14 protein-coding genes are annotated in these 17,321 nt (G+C 65.1%); all 14 read right to left on the bottom strand.

Going from position 1 to position 17,321, the window contains the following annotated elements; translation table 11 throughout:
• Positions 1-172: 172 nt before the first annotated feature.
• Positions 173-1,267 (bottom strand): enoyl-CoA hydratase/isomerase family protein, encoded by a 1,095-nt coding sequence (locus HPS01S_RS18805; protein ID WP_066159697.1) that lies wholly within the window; start codon positions 1,265-1,267, stop codon positions 173-175.
• The gene (locus HPS01S_RS18800; protein ID WP_066159696.1) at positions 1,264-2,298 is read right to left on the bottom strand and encodes a DMT family transporter; all 1,035 of its coding nucleotides are present in this window, start codon (positions 2,296-2,298) and stop codon (positions 1,264-1,266) included. The genes HPS01S_RS18805 and HPS01S_RS18800 overlap by 4 nt, the downstream gene beginning before the upstream one ends.
• A 45-nt stretch (positions 2,299-2,343) precedes the next feature.
• Positions 2,344-4,170 carry a translational GTPase TypA gene (gene typA / locus HPS01S_RS18795; RefSeq protein ID WP_066159693.1) on the bottom strand — a complete coding sequence of 609 codons (1,827 nt, stop codon included), beginning with the start codon at positions 4,168-4,170 and terminating at the stop codon, positions 2,344-2,346.
• Positions 4,167-5,132 (bottom strand): tRNA pseudouridine(55) synthase TruB, encoded by a 966-nt coding sequence (gene truB, locus HPS01S_RS18790; RefSeq protein WP_066159690.1) that lies wholly within the window; start codon positions 5,130-5,132, stop codon positions 4,167-4,169. The genes typA and truB overlap by 4 nt, the downstream gene beginning before the upstream one ends.
• A gap of 2 nt (positions 5,133-5,134) precedes the next feature.
• Positions 5,135-5,509 carry a 30S ribosome-binding factor RbfA gene (gene rbfA / locus HPS01S_RS18785; RefSeq protein WP_066159687.1) on the bottom strand — a complete coding sequence of 125 codons (375 nt, stop codon included), beginning with the start codon at positions 5,507-5,509 and terminating at the stop codon, positions 5,135-5,137.
• Positions 5,510-5,524: 15 nt separating this feature from the next.
• A complete protein-coding gene (infB, locus tag HPS01S_RS18780; protein ID WP_066159684.1) occupies positions 5,525-8,380 on the bottom strand; it encodes a translation initiation factor IF-2 in 2,856 nt (951 codons plus the stop codon).
• A 32-nt stretch (positions 8,381-8,412) separates the two neighbouring features.
• A complete protein-coding gene (gene nusA, locus HPS01S_RS18775; RefSeq protein ID WP_066159681.1) occupies positions 8,413-9,912 on the bottom strand; it encodes a transcription termination factor NusA in 1,500 nt (499 codons plus the stop codon).
• A gap of 48 nt (positions 9,913-9,960) precedes the next feature.
• Positions 9,961-10,536, bottom strand: coding sequence for a ribosome maturation factor RimP (gene rimP, locus HPS01S_RS18770; protein ID WP_066159677.1), 576 nt, complete (start codon positions 10,534-10,536; stop codon positions 9,961-9,963).
• Between the two features lie 154 nt (positions 10,537-10,690).
• Positions 10,691-10,912, bottom strand: a complete 222-nt coding sequence (locus HPS01S_RS18765; RefSeq protein ID WP_066159673.1) for a DUF2788 domain-containing protein — start codon at positions 10,910-10,912, stop codon at positions 10,691-10,693.
• Positions 10,913-10,932: 20 nt separating this feature from the next.
• The gene (locus tag HPS01S_RS18760) at positions 10,933-11,712 is read right to left on the bottom strand and encodes a DUF2189 domain-containing protein (RefSeq protein ID WP_066159669.1); all 780 of its coding nucleotides are present in this window, start codon (positions 11,710-11,712) and stop codon (positions 10,933-10,935) included.
• Positions 11,713-11,785: 73 nt separating this feature from the next.
• Positions 11,786-13,381: an ABC transporter ATP-binding protein gene (locus HPS01S_RS18755; RefSeq protein ID WP_066159667.1), complete on the bottom strand. Its 1,596-nt coding sequence runs from the start codon at positions 13,379-13,381 to the stop codon at positions 11,786-11,788.
• The gene (locus HPS01S_RS18750) at positions 13,378-14,412 is read right to left on the bottom strand and encodes an ABC transporter permease (RefSeq protein ID WP_084397528.1); all 1,035 of its coding nucleotides are present in this window, start codon (positions 14,410-14,412) and stop codon (positions 13,378-13,380) included. Before HPS01S_RS18750 ends, HPS01S_RS18755 begins: the two co-directional genes overlap by 4 nt.
• Positions 14,412-15,437, bottom strand: a complete 1,026-nt coding sequence (locus HPS01S_RS18745; protein WP_066159665.1) for a microcin C ABC transporter permease YejB — start codon at positions 15,435-15,437, stop codon at positions 14,412-14,414. The genes HPS01S_RS18750 and HPS01S_RS18745 overlap by 1 nt, the downstream gene beginning before the upstream one ends.
• Position 15,438: 1 nt before the next feature.
• On the bottom strand, positions 15,439-17,283 hold the full coding sequence (locus tag HPS01S_RS18740; protein ID WP_066159662.1) for an extracellular solute-binding protein: 1,845 nt from the start codon (positions 17,281-17,283) through the stop codon (positions 15,439-15,441).
• Positions 17,284-17,321: the final 38 nt, after the last annotated feature.

Here is a 17,321-nt window from a genome sequence, read left to right as displayed (position 1 = left end):
CGAACGCTGCTGCAAACGAGGTGACCAGCCGCTCAACCAACAGACAGTTGGATTGAACTCAACTCGGAAATATAACTTTGAGAATAAATCTCACGCAAATGCTGCGACTTTTCATATAACGAAGCCCATCGGCTCCGAGAAGGCCGCGGCTCGAATGAAAGCCGGCCCGCTGTCACCGCAGCGAGTGCAGCGGATGCGCGTGCGCAGGCCAGGGCGAAACAAAGAATTCGACCACCTGTGCATCGCTCACCTCTTCGATGCAGGACGGGTTCCAGCGCGGGGCGTGGTCCTTGTCTACCGCCAGTGCGCGGATCCCTTCAACGGTTTCGCTCGCGGCGCCCGGGCGCAGGTGGAAGCAGCGACGGACCAGGTCGCGCTCCATGCGCAGTTCGTCGGCCAGCCCCATACCCCGTGCCCGGCGAACCTGCTCCAGCACCACATGCAGCATCAGCGGTGAACGCTTGCGCAGCAACTGTGCGGTTTCGCTGGCCCACTCGCCTTGGGCCTGCTCCAGCGCCTGAACCACCGCCTTCACGTTGTCCAATGCAAATACGCGGTCGATGTCCGCCTGCGGAAAGTGCGCCTTCGGCGGCACCTTCTGGACGTGATTGAGACACCAGCGCTCCACCGCCACGCCGCTCTCGTAGGGCGTCTGACCCAGGCTGTCCCACAGGCCCGCAAGGCGGCCGCTGTCCATCACCGCGTCGGCCAGGCCGGCCGCCAGCGCATGAGCGCCGTCAAGCACCAGACCGGTCAGGGCCAGGTACTCACCCAGTCGACCCGGGCAGCGGCTGAGGAAGTAGCCGCCGCCCACGTCCGGAAACAGGCCGATGCCGGTTTCGGGCATGGCGATCTTGCTGCGTTCGGTGACGATTCGCAGGCTCGCTCCCTGACTGATGCCCATGCCCCCGCCCATGCAGATGCCGTCCATGAACGCGATGTAGGGCTTGGGGTAGGTGTGGATCAGGTGGTTGAGTGCGTACTCCTCGGTGAAGAAGTCCTCAAGTTCTGGGTTGCCCGCGAGCGCAGCCTGGTGAAAGAAGCGGATGTCACCGCCCGCGCAGAAACTGCCGAACGCGCCCTCCTTGCCCGTGCCACGGATCGCCACTGCCAGCACCTGCGGGTCTTCGCGCCAGGCCAGCAAGGCGGCACTGATGTCGCGGATCATGCCCAGCGAGAGCGCGTTCAGCGCCTTGGGCCGGTTGAGCGTGATGCAACCGACGCGACCACGGACTTCGGTGATGATGAACTGTTCGGACCCATTCATGGCGTTTCTCCAACGGATGTCTCGGTATTCCTGGCGCTGAGGGTCTGAATGCGCAGTGCACCCTGGCGGTCACGCCAGCCGGCCAGTTCGTTGAGCAGCAAGGCGGCGATCACCACACTGCCGCCGAGCAGCACCTCGCTCCCAGGCGTCTCGTTGGCCCAGAGCCAGGCCCAAACGATGCCAAAGATCACCTCCAGCAGCGCCAGCAGCGACACTTCGGGGGCCTTGAGCGAACGGGCGCAGACCACCGCCAGCGCGCAAGGAATCGCGAGCTGCACCAGACCCAGCAGGGCCAGCCACGCGATGTCGCTGCCTGTGGCCAGAAACGGGAATGCCAGAGGCAGGGTGAGCACGCTCGAGATCAACGCCCCAACCAGTACCGACGGCACGAGGTCGATGGACTCCCCGTGCTGCTGGCTGCGCTGCACAACGGTCCAGTTGATCGCGCCGCCCACCGGCACGCAGAGCGATGCCAGCGACCCCAGGACCAGGCCCGATGCATTTGCTGCCGGGTCGGTGAAGGCGGACCACATCTGGCTGCCGTACATGTACACGATGCCGGCGCCGGCCGTCACGATGGCGGCCCAGGTGCGCCCGGGCAGACGCTGGCCAATGAACACCCGGGCGATGACCGCGGTGAACAGCGGCCCCGCCGCCATGATCACCAGAACGTTGGCGACACTGGTGAAGGTCAGAGCCAGCATGAAGGCGGTGAACATCACGCTCCAGCAGACACCGGACACCCAGAAGGCGCGCGATCCGGCGAGGATGCCCCAGTGGCGCTGCAGCGCACCTTGACTCGTCGGGACACCACGGAGGGCTCCAGACGCACGGTCTGCTGCGCGCCACAGGGGCAGGATGAGCAGCAGCGACACAAAGGTGAATGCGCTGCGCCAGAAGGTGACTTCGAAACGCGCGGCCGACTCCAGCTGGCGCGAGACCACGCCGGCGATCGACCACATCAGGGTCACCGCGACCATGAGGAACACCGCCTGGGTGTGAGTCAGACGGTTGAGCAGCTTGAAGGGCATGGGTGTGAGTGGACCTTGGCGGGCAGCCAACGGCTGCCCGGCGGGTCAAGCTTCGCGCGAAGCGCGCTTGCGATCGTGTTCCTTGAGATGGCGCTTGCGCAGGCGCACGCTCTTGGGTGTGATTTCGACCAGCTCGTCGTCCTCGATGAACTCAACGCCGTATTCCAGCGTCAGGTCGATGGGCGGCGTGATCTTGATCGCGTCTTCCTTGCCGCTGACACGGAAGTTGGTCAGCTGCTTGGTGCGGGTGGCGTTGACCACCAGGTCGTTGTCGCGGCTGTGGATGCCGACGATCATGCCCTCGTACACCGGGTCGTTGGGTTTGACGAACATGCGGCCGCGGTCGTCGAGCTTGCCCAGGGCGTAAGTGAAGATCTCGCCGTCGTCCATGGAGATCAGCACACCATTCTTGCGGCTGGCGATCTCGCCCTTGTGCGGTTCGTAGCCGTCGAAGATGTTGCTGATCAGGCCGGAACCGCGGGTCAGGTTCAGGAACTCGTTGGAGAAGCCGATCAGGCCACGCGCCGGGATCCGGTATTCCAGGCGCACGCGGCCCTTGCCGTCCGGCACCATGTTGACCAGTTCGCCCTTGCGCTCACCCAGGGCCTGCATCACGCCGCCCTGGTGGCCTTCCTCGATGTCGGCCGTCACCAGCTCGATCGGTTCGCACTTCTCGCCGTTGATCTCGCGGAACACCACGCGCGGCTTGGACACGGCCAGCTCGTAGCCTTCGCGGCGCATGTTTTCCAGCAGGATCGTCAGGTGCAGTTCGCCTCGACCAGACACCTCGAAGATGCCGTCCTCGTCGGTTTCCTTCACGCGCAGGGCCACGTTGTGCTGCAGCTCTTTCTGCAGGCGGTCCCAGATCTGGCGGCTGGTGACGAACTTGCCTTCGCGCCCGGCCAGCGGGCTGGTGTTGACGCAGAAGTTCATGGTCAGCGTGGGCTCGTCCACCTTGAGCATGGGCAGCGGCGTCGGATTGGAAGGATCGGTGACGGTCACGCCGATGCCGATGTCGGCGATGCCGTTGATCAGCACGATGTCGCCAGGGCCGGCCTCGGTCACCTGCACGCGGTCGAGCCCCTGGAAGGTCAGGACCTGGTTGATGCGGCCCTTGATGCTCTTGCCGTCTTCGCCCTCCATCACCAGTACGTCCATGCCGGGACGGATCTTGCCGGCACTGATACGACCGACGCCGATGCGGCCGACGAAGGTGGAGAAGTCCAGCGCGGAGATCTGCAGCTGCAGCGGCGCGTCCGGGTCGCCCTGGTGGGCCGGCACATGCTTGAGCACGGTGTCGAACAGGGCCGACATGTTGGGGCCCCACTGTTCGCCAGGCGCACCCTCTTCCAGCGAGGTCCAGCCGTTGATACCCGAGGCGTAGACCACCGGGAATTCCAGCTGCTCGTCGGTCGCGCCGAGGTTCGCAAACAGATCGAAGGCTTCGTTGATCACCTTGGTCGGGTTGGCGCCGGGCTTGTCCACCTTGTTGACCACCACGATGGGCTTGAGCCCCAGGGCCAGGGCCTTCTTGGTCACGAAGCGGGTCTGCGGCATCGGGCCTTCCTGGGCGTCGATCAGCAGCACCACGCCGTCCACCATGGACAGTGCCCGCTCCACCTCACCGCCAAAGTCCGCGTGCCCAGGCGTGTCGACGATGTTGATGTGGGTGCCCTGCCAGCTCACGGCGCAGTTCTTGGCCAGGATGGTGATGCCGCGCTCACGTTCGATGGCGTTGTTGTCCATCACCGTGTCCACGACCTTTTCGTGCTCAGCGAAGGTGCCCGACTGGCGCAGCAGCTGGTCGACCATGGTGGTCTTGCCGTGGTCGACGTGGGCGATGATGGCGATGTTGCGGATCTGTTTGCTCATGTTGCAGGTTCCAGGATTTGCTGTATTTCGATGGGGCTCAGCAGCCGCCCCGGGATGAGTTCGCCGGCCTGTGTGTGGCCACTGCCCAGCAGGACCGGCGTGTGGGAGGTGCCCGCTGGCGGGCCGTAGATCGCCACCCGGGACAGGTCGGACCAGGTTCCGCGGCGGCGCACACCGCTGAGAAAGCGCGCGGCATTGTCGCTGTCGAGCGTGACAGCCGTGTGGTCGGGCAGCAGCGCCTGCACCGGCAGCAGCCTTTGCAGGCGCTGCTCATCGGGCAAGGCCTCCAGGGCCTCGACCGTGATGCACTGGCCGGCGTCGAAGGGGCCGGTTTGTACCCGCCGCAGCAGGCTCAGATGCCCGCCGCAGCCCAGGGCCGCCGCAATGTCTTCGCCCAGCGTGCGGATGTAGGTGCCCTTGGAGCAGCGCACGCGCAAGCGCAGGAAGGGCTCATGTCCCTCGAGGCGCAGGTCCACAAGTTCCAGTTCGTGGATGGTGACTGCGCGCGGCTCACGCTCCACCGTGACGCCTTCACGGGCGTACTCATACAGCGCCTTGCCATCCTTCTTGAGGGCGCTGTGCATCGGCGGAATCTGGCTGATGGGTCCGGTGAACCGGTCCAGCACCTCCACTACCTGACCTACGCTGCAGGTCACAGGACGGGTTTCCAGCACATCGCCCTCGGCGTCGCCGGTGGTGGTGGTCACGCCCAGGCGGACCACGGTTTCGTAGGTCTTGTCAGCGTCCAGGTGCAGCTGGCTGAACTTGGTGGCTGCGCCGAAGCAGATCGGGAGCACGCCTGTGGCCAGAGGATCCAGCGTCCCGGTATGCCCGGCCTTTTCGGCGCGCAGCAGCCATTTGGCCTTCTGCAAGGCCTGGTTGCTGGAGAAGCCCAGCGGTTTGTCAAGCAACAGCACCCCATGCACAGGGCGCCGTGGCACCCTGGTGCTGTGGCGCTGCATGGTCATTCCTCGTTCTTGGAACGCGACGCAACGGCCTTGGAGATCAGCGCGTTCATGTCCGCCGCCCGCTCGGTGGTGCGGTCGAACACGAAGTGCAGCGTCGGCACGGTGTGGATGTGCAGGCGCTTGAACAAGCCATTGCGCAGGAACCCGGCGGCGGCGTTCAGGCCCTGTGTCGTCTCGTCCGGATTGCCGGTGAGAAGGCTGAAAAACACCTTGGCGTGGGCGTAATCGGGTGTGACCTCGACCGCGTTGATCGTGACCATGCCCACCCGCGGATCCTTGAGCTCGCGCGCGATCAGCTCGGCCAGATCGCGCTGGATCTGGTCGGCCACGCGGAAACCGCGGTTGGGGACGGAAGAAGCCTTGCGGGGCATGGTGGTGCTCGATCCTTACAGCGTGCGGGCCACTTCCTTGACCTCGAAGAACTCCAGCTGGTCACCTTCCTTGATGTCGCTGTAGTTCTTGAGCTTGATACCGCACTCGAAGCCTTCCTTGACTTCGCGCACGTCGTCCTTGAGGCGCTTGAGGGTGTCGATCTCGCCGGTGTAGACCACCACGTTGTCGCGCAGCAGGCGGAAGTGGGCGTTGCGGGTGACCATGCCGGACGTGACCATACAGCCGGCCACAGTGCCGATCTTGGACGCCACGAACACGGTGCGGATCTCGGCCGAGCCGATGACCTCTTCCCGCTTCTCGGGTGCCAGCAGGCCGGACATGGCCGCCTTCAGATCGTCCACGGCGTCGTAGATGATGTTGTAGTAGCGCAAGTCGACGTCGTTGCCTTCTGCCAGCTTGCGCGCACCGACATCGGCGCGCACGTTGAAGCCGATGATCACGGCCTTCGAGGCGATCGCCAGGTTGACATCGGACTCGCTGATGCCGCCCACGCCGGAGAACACCAGCTGCACCTTGACCTCGTCGGTCGAGAGCTTGAGCAGCGAGGCGCCCAGGGCTTCCTGCGAACCTTGCACGTCGGCCTTGATGATGATGGGCAGCACTTTGACTTCGCCAGCCGTCATGTCGGTGAACATGTTCTCCAGCTTGGCGGCCTGTTGCTTGGCCAGCTTGGTGTTGCGGAACTTGCCCGCACGGTAGGTGGCGATCTCGCGCGCGCGGCGCTCGTCGGTCATCACCATGAAGTCATCGCCGGCCTGCGGCACTTCGGACAGACCCTGGATTTCCACCGGAATGGAGGGACCAGCTTCCTTGATGGGCTTGCCGTTTTCGTCCAGCATGGCGCGCACACGGCCAGACGTCTGGCCGACCAGCACCACGTCGCCGGTCTTGAGCGTGCCGCTTTGCACCAGAACGGTCGCGACCGAGCCGCGGCCCTTGTCCAGACGGGCTTCGATCACCAGACCCTTGGCCATCGCATCCACCGGCGCCTTGAGTTCCAGCACCTCGGCCTGAAGCAACACCTGCTCCAGCAAGGCGTCGATGCCTTCGCCGGTCTTGGCGGACACACCCACGAAAGGCACGTCACCACCGAACTCTTCAGGCACGACCTCTTCGGCCACCAGTTCCGAGCGCACACGCTCGAGGTTGATGCCCGGCTTGTCGATCTTGGTCAAGGCCACGACCATGGGCACACCGGCCGCTTTCGCGTGCTTGATGGCTTCCTTGGTCTGCGGCATCACGCCGTCGTCGGCCGCACACACCAGAATGACGATGTCGGTGGCCTGGGCACCACGGGCACGCATGGCGGTGAACGCCTCGTGACCCGGGGTATCGAGGAAAGACACCATGCCGCGCGGCGTTTCCACGTGGTAAGCACCGATGTGCTGCGTGATGCCACCGGCCTCGCCTGCTGCCACCTTGGCGCGACGGATGTAGTCCAGCAGCGAGGTCTTGCCGTGGTCCACGTGGCCCATGACGGTGACCACAGGCGCACGGGGCTTGAGTTCGGCTTGGTGCTGGCCTGCTTCCTCGTCGGTGAAGGCTTCCGGATCATCCAACGCCGCCACCACCGCGGTGTGCCCCAGTTCTTCCACCACGATCATGGCGGTGTCCTGGTCCAGCGGCTGGTTGATGGTGACCATCTGGCCCAGCTTCATCAGTTGCTTGATCACTTCGGAGGACTTCAGGCTCATCTTGTGCGCGAGTTCGGCCACCGTGATGGTTTCCGGCACGTGCACCTCGATGACCTTGGCTTCCGTCGGGGCCACAAAGCTGCTCTGGGCGCTGTCACGGCTGTCGCGGTCGCCACGGCGGCCGCCGCCCTTGGGGCCGCTGCGCCAGTTGGAACGACCAGCGCTGGTGTCGCCACGGGTCTTGATTTCCTTCTTCTTCGCTGCGTCGTCCTTCCAGGTCGACGACAGGTTTTCGGACTTGATTTCCTTCTTGCCACCGGCGCCAGGCGCGGCCGCTGCACCCGCGGCCGTCTTGGCCGCAGGCGTGCCAGCAGGCTTGTGCAGTGTGCCCTTGATGGCCTTGGGATCGGGCGTGGGTTCCGGCTTCTTGGCCACGAGGGTCTTGGCCGGTGCAGCCATCATCGCGCGGATGTTGGCGGCCTCGGCCTCGGCCTTGCGCCGACGCTCCAGCAGATCCTGCGCGCGCGACTCTTCCGCCTTGCGGGCTTCGGCCTGCTTGTCGGCCTCCGCCTTGGCAGCAGCTTCACGCTCGGCCGCGGCAGCGGCACGGCGCTGGTCTTCCTTGGCAGCCTCTTCCTTGGCAGAGTCGACAGAAGCGGCGGATTTCGCCGCCGCCTGTTGCCGCGCCTGGGCTGCGGCCTCTTCGGCCTCTGCGGCCTGGCGCGCGAGTTCCGCCTGGCGGGCCTCTTCTGCTTCGCGCTGCTGGCGCTTGATCAGCAGTTCTTCTTCCTGGCGCCGCAGCAGCTCGGCCTGACGGCGGGCTTCTTCCTCGCGACGTGCCAACTCGGCCGGATCCACCGCCGGTGCGGCTGGCTCGACGGCCTCCGTCGGCACGTCCGGGACCACCACCTCATCGTCGCGCTTGACGAAAGTGCGCTTCTTGCGTACTTCGACCTGGATGGTGCGGGCGCGCCCGGTGGCGTCGGCCTGCTTGATCTCCGTGGTGGACTTCTTCACCAGCGTGATCTTCTTGCGCTCGGCGCCGGCGGTACCGTGACTGGCCTTGAGGTGGCCCAGCAGCTTCTGCTTGTCGGTCTCGGTGACCACATCGGTCCCTGCGGTTTTGGGCACCCCGGCAGCAGACAGCTGCTCCAGCAGGGTGGTGGTGGGCTTGTTCAGCTCAGCGGCCAATTCGGCAACGGTGGTACTGGTCATAGGTGTTTGTTCTCCGCTCGTGCCTGCACGGGTCAGTTGGACGCAGGCGTCTCCTCACCGGAGAACCAGTGAGCGCGGGCGCGCATGATCAGGCTGGTCGCCTCTTCGGGCGTCTGGCCGGTCATGTCGGTGAGTTCGTCGGTGGCCAGATCGGCCAATTCGTCGCGGGTGTGCACGCCGCCGTCGGCCAGTTTGGCGACCAGGTCGGGGGTCATCCCCTCCAGGTCCCGCAGATCCTGCGACACCTCTTCCACACTTTCTTCGCGGGCGATTTCCATCGTCAGCAGCGCGTCCTTGGCGCGGGCACGCAGCTCGTTGACCGTGTCCTCGTCGAAGGACTCGATTTCCAGCATCTCCTGCAGAGGCACATAGGCCACCTCTTCCAGGCTGGTGAAGCCCTCCTCGATCAGGATGTCGGCGATCTCCTGGTCCACGTCAAGCTTGGCCATGAACAGCTTGCGGATGCCGTCGGCCTCTTCGGCCTGCTTCTGCGCAGACTCGTCGGCGGTCATGATGTTGATGCGCCAGCCGGTCAGATCGGACGCAAGGCGGACGTTCTGGCCACCGCGGCCGATGGCGATCGCGAGGTTCTCCTCGTCCACCACCACGTCCATGGCATGGCGCTCTTCGTCAACCACGATGGACACCACGTTGGCCGGTGCGAGTGCACCGATCACGAACTGCGCGGGATCTTCGGACCAAAGCACGATGTCCACGCGCTCGCCCGCCAGCTCGTTGGTCACCGCATTGACACGCGAGCCACGCACACCGACGCAGGTGCCGATGGGGTCAATGCGCTTGTCATGCGACAGAACGGCGATCTTGGCGCGCGAACCGGGGTCGCGGGCGCAGGTCTTGATCTCCAGCAGGCCTTGCTCGATCTCCGGCACTTCCTGGCGGAACAGCTCGATCATGAACGAGGGTGCGGAACGCGACAGCAGGATGGGCGCGCCACGCAGTGTCAGGTCGACCTCCATGATCATGGCGCGCACGCGGTCGCCGGTGCGGAAGTTTTCCTTCGGGATCATCTCGCCGCGCTTGAGGCGGCCTTCGACACGACCGCTCTCGACGATCAGGTCGCCCTTGTCCATGCGCTTGACGGTGCCGACAAAGATCTTGTCGCCGCGGCTCATGAAGTCGTTGAGCAGCATTTCGCGCTCGGCGTCACGGATTTTTTGCAGGATCACCTGCTTGGCGGCCATGGCGCCGATGCGGCCGATCGGCACGCTTTCCACCGGCTTCTCGATGTAGTCGCCCTCTTCGATGTCCGGGATGTCGTCACGGGCATCGCTCAGCAACTCCTCGGCATCCGGGTTCTGCAGGCCCGCCGAATCAGGCACCACCAGCCAGCGGCGGAAGGTTTCGTAAGCACCCGTGTCCGGGTCCATCGCGACACGGATGTCGACCTCACCCTTGTAGAGTTTTTTGGTCGCCGAAGCCAGCGCCTGTTCGACCGCACCAAGCACGACGTCGCGTTCGACGTTCTTCTCGCGCGAGATGGCATCGATCAGCATCAACATTTCGCGATTCATATCAGTCGCCTACCTTTCCGTATCTCTTCTCTCAAATCACAAAAAAACTCAGGAGCCGGCACGCCGCCCCTTGAAATTCACGAGGGGAGCCAGCCTGGCCTGCTGGACGTCGCCCAGCGCAAACGTCAGCGCCTGAAGAGGTGCAGGTTCGCGCTTTTTGCTCACGCGCTGCCCTGGTTTGACGGGCGGCTCGTCACTCCATACCACCTGCCACATCACCCCGTCGGCGGCCCGCTCCAGCGTGCCGCGAAACTTTTTCCTGTTGGCCGCCACTGCGCCGCCGGTGGCGCCGATGGGCGCCTTGAGCGTGAGATCAATGACCTGCCCCTGGAACCGCTGATAGTCGGCCTCGTGCCGCAGCGGCCGGTCGATACCGGGCGAACCCACTTCGAGGCGCCGGTAATCCAGACCCTCGACCTCCAGCAGATACTGCAGCTGCCGGGTGACCGTCTCGCAATCTTCCACAGTCACGAACTGTTCGGGGCCCGCGGGTTCACCTGGCGGCGGGGCCTGCCAGGGCAGGTCGATCGTCACCCGGAGCAAGCCACCAGCCGAACGCTCCAGATCCACCAGGTCAAAACCCAGTCCGGTCACGGTTTGCGCAATGGTGTCTTGCCAGCTCATCGGGTGTATTGAAGCCTTGTGGTGAATGGAATCGAGATTCCGGAAAGCGTTTGGACAAAAAAAATGGGCCGGTAGTAACCCGCCCATTTGGTCGTGAAGCCGGCATTGTACTCCGTGCGGCACCGTTCTTGCAATAGCACCCACCAGGAATGCGTCAGATGCCGAGCACCCACTGAATGACGTTTTTGGCCATGAAACCCATCATGCCCAGGGACAGCACCAGAAAGATGATGAAGGTGCCGAATTTGCCGGCCTTGGACTCCAGGGCCAGATTCAGCACGATGAACAGCATGTAGAGAATGAAGGCCCCCACCCCGAAGGTCAGGCCGAACTGGGCAATCTGACCCTCGGTCAGACCAAATATCGTGTTTTCCATGACTGGGAAATGGGCCGGACTCAGTGGGCCGAAACCGGCGATGGGGTCGCGGTGAGGTCGCAGTAGGCATGCCAGCTCGCGTGGGCGATCAGCGGTATGACCACCACCAGTCCCACCAGTGCGGTGACCATGCCGAGCCCGACCAGCATCGTGATCAGCACGGCCCACCAGACCAGCGGCCCCGGGTAGTCGGCCACCGCGCGCCAGCTGGCCGTGACCGCCATGCTCACGGGCACGCTCTTGTCGATCAGCATGGGAATGGCGACCACGCTGGATGCAAACACAGGTGCCGCCAGCAGGGACCCCAGCACAAGCCAAACCTCAAACAGGCCGACCTCCTTGACGAGCACCACGTGGCGGAAAAAGTCCACCGGCTTGAGGATGGGTGTCGGGGACCAAAGCGTGATCAGACCAGCCGAAGCCATCACCCAACCTGTTCCGGCCAGGCCCAGCAAGACGCCGAAACGCACCAGACGGCCATCGAAGGACTTCCACAGCGCGAAGACATCTCGCAGCCCCGCCTTGCGGCCGGCCGCGCGTTCTCGGCTGATGTGATAGAGACCTGTGGCCAGCACCGGTGCCACGATGAGGAAACCCGAAAACGCACCCGCCAGCAGCCAGAAGCGGTCCCGTGCCAGCCAGAGCAGCAGCCAGCCAAAGAGTGCCAGCGCCAGCCCGTGCAGCATGCCCGGAAGCGGGTTGGCCCGCAGGTCTTCCCAGCCGCGCTCGATCCAGCGGGTCGGCGAAATCATGTCCACGGGCATGGTCCGTGTCGTCGCGGGCTTGGAGGCTTGGGTCATGAAAAGCAGCGTTTGGACGTGGTCGGTGCGTTCGGCAAGACGCGATTGCGCCGCAACCGATCCTAATGGAAGCTCAGGACGCGGCGCTGACAAGCGCCTGTGTGTAGGCGTTGTTTGGCGCACGGAGGACCTGCTCGACGGGGCCCCGCTCCATCACGACACCATCCTTGAGCACCAGCACCTCGTGGGCCATGGCCCGGATCACCGCGATGTCGTGGGTGATCAGCAGGTAGCTCAGGCCGCGCTCTCGCTGCAGGCGCTGCAGAAGGGTCAGCACCTGTTGCTGGACGGTCACGTCCAGCGCGCTGGTGGGCTCGTCCAGCACCAGCAGCTGCGGCTCGACGATCAGCGCGCGCGCGATGGCCAGGCGCTGGCGCTGCCCGCCGGAAAATTCGTGCGGGTAGCGCTGCAGCCAGTCGTCGGCCTGACTGGGTTCGGACACCAGCCCGACGTCGGCCAGCGCCGCCCTCACCCGTTCGCGGCGCTGCGCCGCATCCAACGCCGGCTCGTGAACGACGAGCCCCTCCCCGACGATCTGCTCCACCGTCATGCGCGGGGACAGAGAGGAAAACGGGTCCTGGAACACCACCTGGACCTGGCGGCGAAGCGCTTTTTCGGCGCCGGTCTGGCGCGCTTGCTCCCAGCCGGTGTCGCCGATATGCAGATCGCCGCTGTGCGGCAGCAGGCCCAGCGCAGCCAGAGCCAGGGTTGATTTGCCCGACCCGGACTCACCAACCACCCCGAGTGTGCCGCCGGACGGAATCGCAAAATCGGCCCCCTCCAGCGCGACGAAACTGCCGCGCCGGAACCAGCCCCGGAGCCCGGGCAGCGGCACCGGATAGCTCACACGCAGGCCCTGCGCCCGCATCACCGTCGGCGCATCTGCGGTTGGCTCGGCCACATCCCGCCGAGCCTCGCTGGCCAGCAGGCGGCGCGTGTAGGCATGCTGAGGCGCCTCATACACCGACTCCACCCCGCCCTGCTCCACCAGATGCCCTTTTTCCATCACAGCCACCCGGTCAGCGAAGCGCCGCACCAGGTTCAGGTCGTGGGTGATGAGCAGCACCGCCATGCCGTGCTGGCGCTGCAGATCCGAGAGCAGGGCCAGGATCTGGGCCCGCACCGTGACGTCCAGGGCAGTGGTCGGCTCGTCGGCGATCAGCAACTTCGGCTGGGCCGCCAGCGCCATGGCGATCATGGCGCGCTGGCGCTGACCGCCGCTGAGCTGGTGCGGAAACGCCCCGGCGCGCCGGGCGGGCTCGGAGATGCCGGTCGAGGCCAGCAACTCGATGGCGCCTGACCGGGCCTGCGCGGTGGTCAGCCCTTTCTTGAGCTGGAGCACCTCGACGATCTGCTCGCCCACGCTGTAGAGCGGGTTGAGCGCGGTCATCGGCTCCTGGAAGATCACCGCGATGCGGTCGCCCCGGATGCCGCGCAGCGCGTGTTCGTTCAGGGACAGCAGGTCGGTGCCGCCGAAGTGGGCCGTGCCGCGCACCTCGGCGTTGTGGATCAGCCGCAGCAGCGACAGCGCCGAGACGGTCTTGCCGGAGCCCGACTCGCCGACCAGCGCCAGCTTCTCACCAGCTGCGAGCGAGAAGTCGATGCCATGCACCACCTCGTGGCCACCGAACGAGACGCTCAGGCCCTTGACCTCCAGCAGCGGCGTCATTGGTCGGCCTTTCGCGGATCGAGCGCGTCCCGCAGCGCGTCACCCATGAAGGTCAGCAGCAGCAGCGTGATGACCAGCACGCCGAAGGTCGAGAGCGAGATCCACCAGGCGTCGATGTTGTTTTTGCCCTGGCTGAGCAGCTCGCCCAGCGACGGCGTGCCCGGCGGCACGCCCAGGCCCAGGAAGTCCAGCGAGGTCAGCGCCAGGATGGCCGCGCTCATGCGGAACGGCAGGAAGGTGACCACCGGCGTCAGGCTATTGGGCAGCACATGGCGCCAGATGATCTGCCCGTTGGACATCCCCATGGCGCGCGCCGCGCGCACGTAATCCATCTGCCGGTTGCGCAGAAACTCGGCGCGCACGTAGTCGGACAGCCCCATCCAGCCGAACAGGCTCAGCAGCACCAGCAGCAGGCCAATGCTCGGGGACAGCACGGCCGAGAAGATGATCAGCAGGTACAGCTCGGGCATGGAAGACCAGATCTCGATGAAGCGCTGGAAGGCCAGATCGGTCTTGCCGCCAAAGAAACCCTGAACCGCACCGGTGAGGATGCCCAGCACAGTGCCGATGAAGGTGAGCGCCAGGGCGAACAGCACGCTGACACGGAAACCGTAGATCAGCTGCGCCAGCAGGTCGCGCCCGCGGTCGTCGGTGCCCAGCCAGTTCTCGGCGGTCGGGCGGGACGGGTTGGGCTCTTTCGCGAAGTAGTTCAGCGTCTTGGGGCCATAGGGGTTGGGCGCGTAGATCGACCAGCTGTCCCCCTGGGTGATGCGCTCGCGGATGAAGGGATCGAGGTAGTCCGTGTCGGACTCGAAATCGCCACCAAAAGTGGTTTCCGGCAGGTCCTGGACCATCGGGAAATAGGTCTTGCCTTCGTAGCGCACGACCAGCGGCCGGTCGTTGGAGATCAACTCGGCGAACAGGCTCAGCAGCACCAGGGTGCAGAACAGCACCAGGCTCCAGTAACCCAGGCGGTTGCGTTTGAAGCGCAGCCAGGCCCGGCGGGATGGCGACAGCGAGGTGGTGGCCATCAGTCGAACTTCACGCGCGGGTCCACCCACACGTAGCAGAGGTCGGACACCAGCTTGGTGACCAGGCCGATCAGCGTGAACAGGAACAGCGTGCCCATGACCACCGGGTAGTCACGCCGGATCACGCTCTCATAGCCGAGCAGGCCCAGCCCGTCGAGTGAGAATTGGGTCTCGATCAGCAGTGCGCCTGTGAAAAAGGCGCCTATGAAGGCAGCCGGGAAACCGGTCACGATGGGGATCAGTGCGTTGCGGAACACGTGCTTCCAGAGCACCTGCCGCTCGCTCAGTCCCTTGGCGCGGGCTGTCATCACATACTGCTTTCGGATTTCCTCCAGGAACGAGTTCTTGGTCAGCATGGCCGTCACAGCGAAGCTGCCGAGCACCATGGCGGTGACCGGCAGCGTGATGTGCCAGAGGTAGTCGACGATCCTGGCGCCCCAGCTCAGCTCCTCCCAGTTCGACGAGGTCAGGCCCCGCAGCGGAAACCACTGCAGCTGCCCGCCAAAGATCACCAGCAGCGCCACCCCGAGCACGAAGCCTGGTATCGCATAGCCCACCAGCACGAGCAGCGTGGTCACTAGGTCGAAGCGCGACCCGGCGCGCACAGCCTTGGCCACTCCCAGCGGCACCGCCACCAGGTAGCTGATGAGGAATGTCCACAGCCCCAGACTGACCGAGACCGGAAGCTTCTCGACGATCAGCTGCGAGACCGCCTTGTTCTGGAAGAAGCTGGTGCCGAGGTCGAAGCGCGCGAACTGGCCCAGCATCTGGAAGAAGCGCTCGTGCGCGGGTTTGTCAAAGCCGTAGAGGGCCTTGATCTGCTCCAGCCGTTGCGGGTCCACGCCCTGGGCACCCCGGTAAACCGAGCCGCCTTCCGCGCCCGTGCCTGCTCCGGCACGCGCCTCCGCCAGGTACTGCTCCACCGGCCCGCCCGGCACGAACTGGATCACGACGAAAGTCAGCAGCAGCACCCCGAACAGCGTCGGGATCATCAACAGCAGGCGCTTGAGGATGTAGGACCACATATCAGGGTTTCGCCCACCAGGTGTCGATCGCCCAGTCCTCGCCGGTGGCATAGGGAGGCATGGCATCCGGACGGGCGAGGCGCCAGGCGTTGTAGACCATGCGGTGCGTGCTGGAAGACCATTGCGGCACCAGATAGTGGCTGTGCGTGATGACACGCTCCAGCGAACGGCAGGCGGCCAGGAACTCGGGACGGGTGTCGGCGCCGACCATTCGGCCGATCAGGTCGTCGACTGCCGGGCTTTTCACGCCGGCCATGTTGCCCGAGTCTTCGATGTCGGCGGCCTTGCTGCCGAACAGGTCGGCGTATTCCGGACCGGGGTTGTGCGTGCCACCGTAGGCGATCGATGTGATGTCGAAGTTGAACGTGCGCAAGCGCTGCTGATACAGCGCGAAATCCACCGGACGAAAACTCAGCTGGACGCCCAGCTTGGCGAGGTTGCGCGACCAGGGCGTCACCACGCGCGCACCCGTTTCCTGGCTGTCCAGGTACTCCAGCACCATGGCCTCGCCCTTCGCATTGCGCAGGGCCCCGTCCTTTACCGTCCATCCCGCCTCGCGCAGCAGGGCCTGCGCTTTGCGAAGGTTGCCGCGCAGCGAGTCATCCCCGTCGGTGCGCGGCGAGCGGTAGGCCAGGCCGAAAACGGCGGGCGGCAGTTGCGCACGCCAGGGCGACAACAGAGCCAGCTCGGCCGGGGACGGTGCCCCCTCGGCTGAGCAGTCGGTGTTGCCGAACAGGCCCTGCACCCGCTGGTAGGCGCCGTAGAACATCTGCCGGTTCATCCATTCGTAGTCCAGCGCCAAGCCCAGCGCCTGCCGCACGCGGATGTCGTCGAGCGGCGGGCGGCGGGTGTTGAGCACATAGCTCTGGAAACCGGTGGGCTGTTTGTGCACGAACTCGGCCTTGACCAGTTCGCCGCTGTCAAAGCGCTTGCCGTTGACGCGCCGCGCCCAGTCGCCGGCCGAAAAGAAGCGCATCAGGTCGAACTCGCCCGCCTTGAGCGCTTCGAGCCGCGCCGTGTTGTCCTTGTAGATCTTGACGGTGATGCGGTCGAAGTTGGCCGTGCCGCGGCGCACCGGCAGGTCCTTCGCCCAGTAGGCCGGGTCGCGCACGTAGGTGATGTCCTTGCCGAAGCGCACCGGCCCGATCTTGTAGGGCCCGCTGCCGATGGGGATGTCCATCACCACCAGGTCGAAGCTCTTGCGCTGGCCGGTCTTCGGATCTTTCTCGTCGCCCCAGGCGCGGCTGAACACCGGCAGGCCGCCCACCGTCAGCGGCAGTTCGCGGTTGAACTTCCTGAACCGGTAGCGCACCGTGCGCTCATCGACCACGTCCACACCAGCCACGTCTTCCAGAATCGTTTTGTAGGCCGGCGAGGTGTGGGGGCCGATCAGCGTCTCGTAGCTGTGCTTCACGTCAGCGGCCAGCACCGGCTGTCCGTTGTGGAACTTTGCCTCTGGCCGGATGCGAAAGGTCACCGACAACCGGTCGGGCGCCAGCACCACATCCGAGGCCAGCAGGCCGTAGGCCGAGCCGTTTTCGTCCAGCGCCCCTGTGAGCAGGCTGTCGAACATCAGCGACGACAGGTAAGCCGGCGCATTGCCGCGCAGGGTGAACGGGTTGTACTTGTCGAAGGTGGAGACCCGCAGGTTACTGACCAGGCGCAGTTCACCGCCCTTGGGCGCATCGGGATTCACATAGGCGAAGTGCGTGAAGCCAGGCGGATACCGCAGTTCACCCCAGAGCGCATAGCCGTGTGCGGCCCAGGCCGGCAGCGAAGCCATCGCAACGCCGACGGCCACCAGAAGGCGCCACAGGCGAAGGGAAAAGGCTCGATGGGCTTGCATGCGACAATTCTGCGGGAAATTTTTCTGGAGTCTGAACA

It is taken from the genome of Hydrogenophaga pseudoflava NBRC 102511, from assembly GCF_001592285.1.
Lineage (GTDB): Bacteria > Pseudomonadota > Gammaproteobacteria > Burkholderiales > Burkholderiaceae_C > Hydrogenophaga > Hydrogenophaga pseudoflava.
The sequence above is the reverse complement of the archived record's forward strand: the minus strand, read 5'-3'. Positions and strand labels throughout refer to the sequence as shown.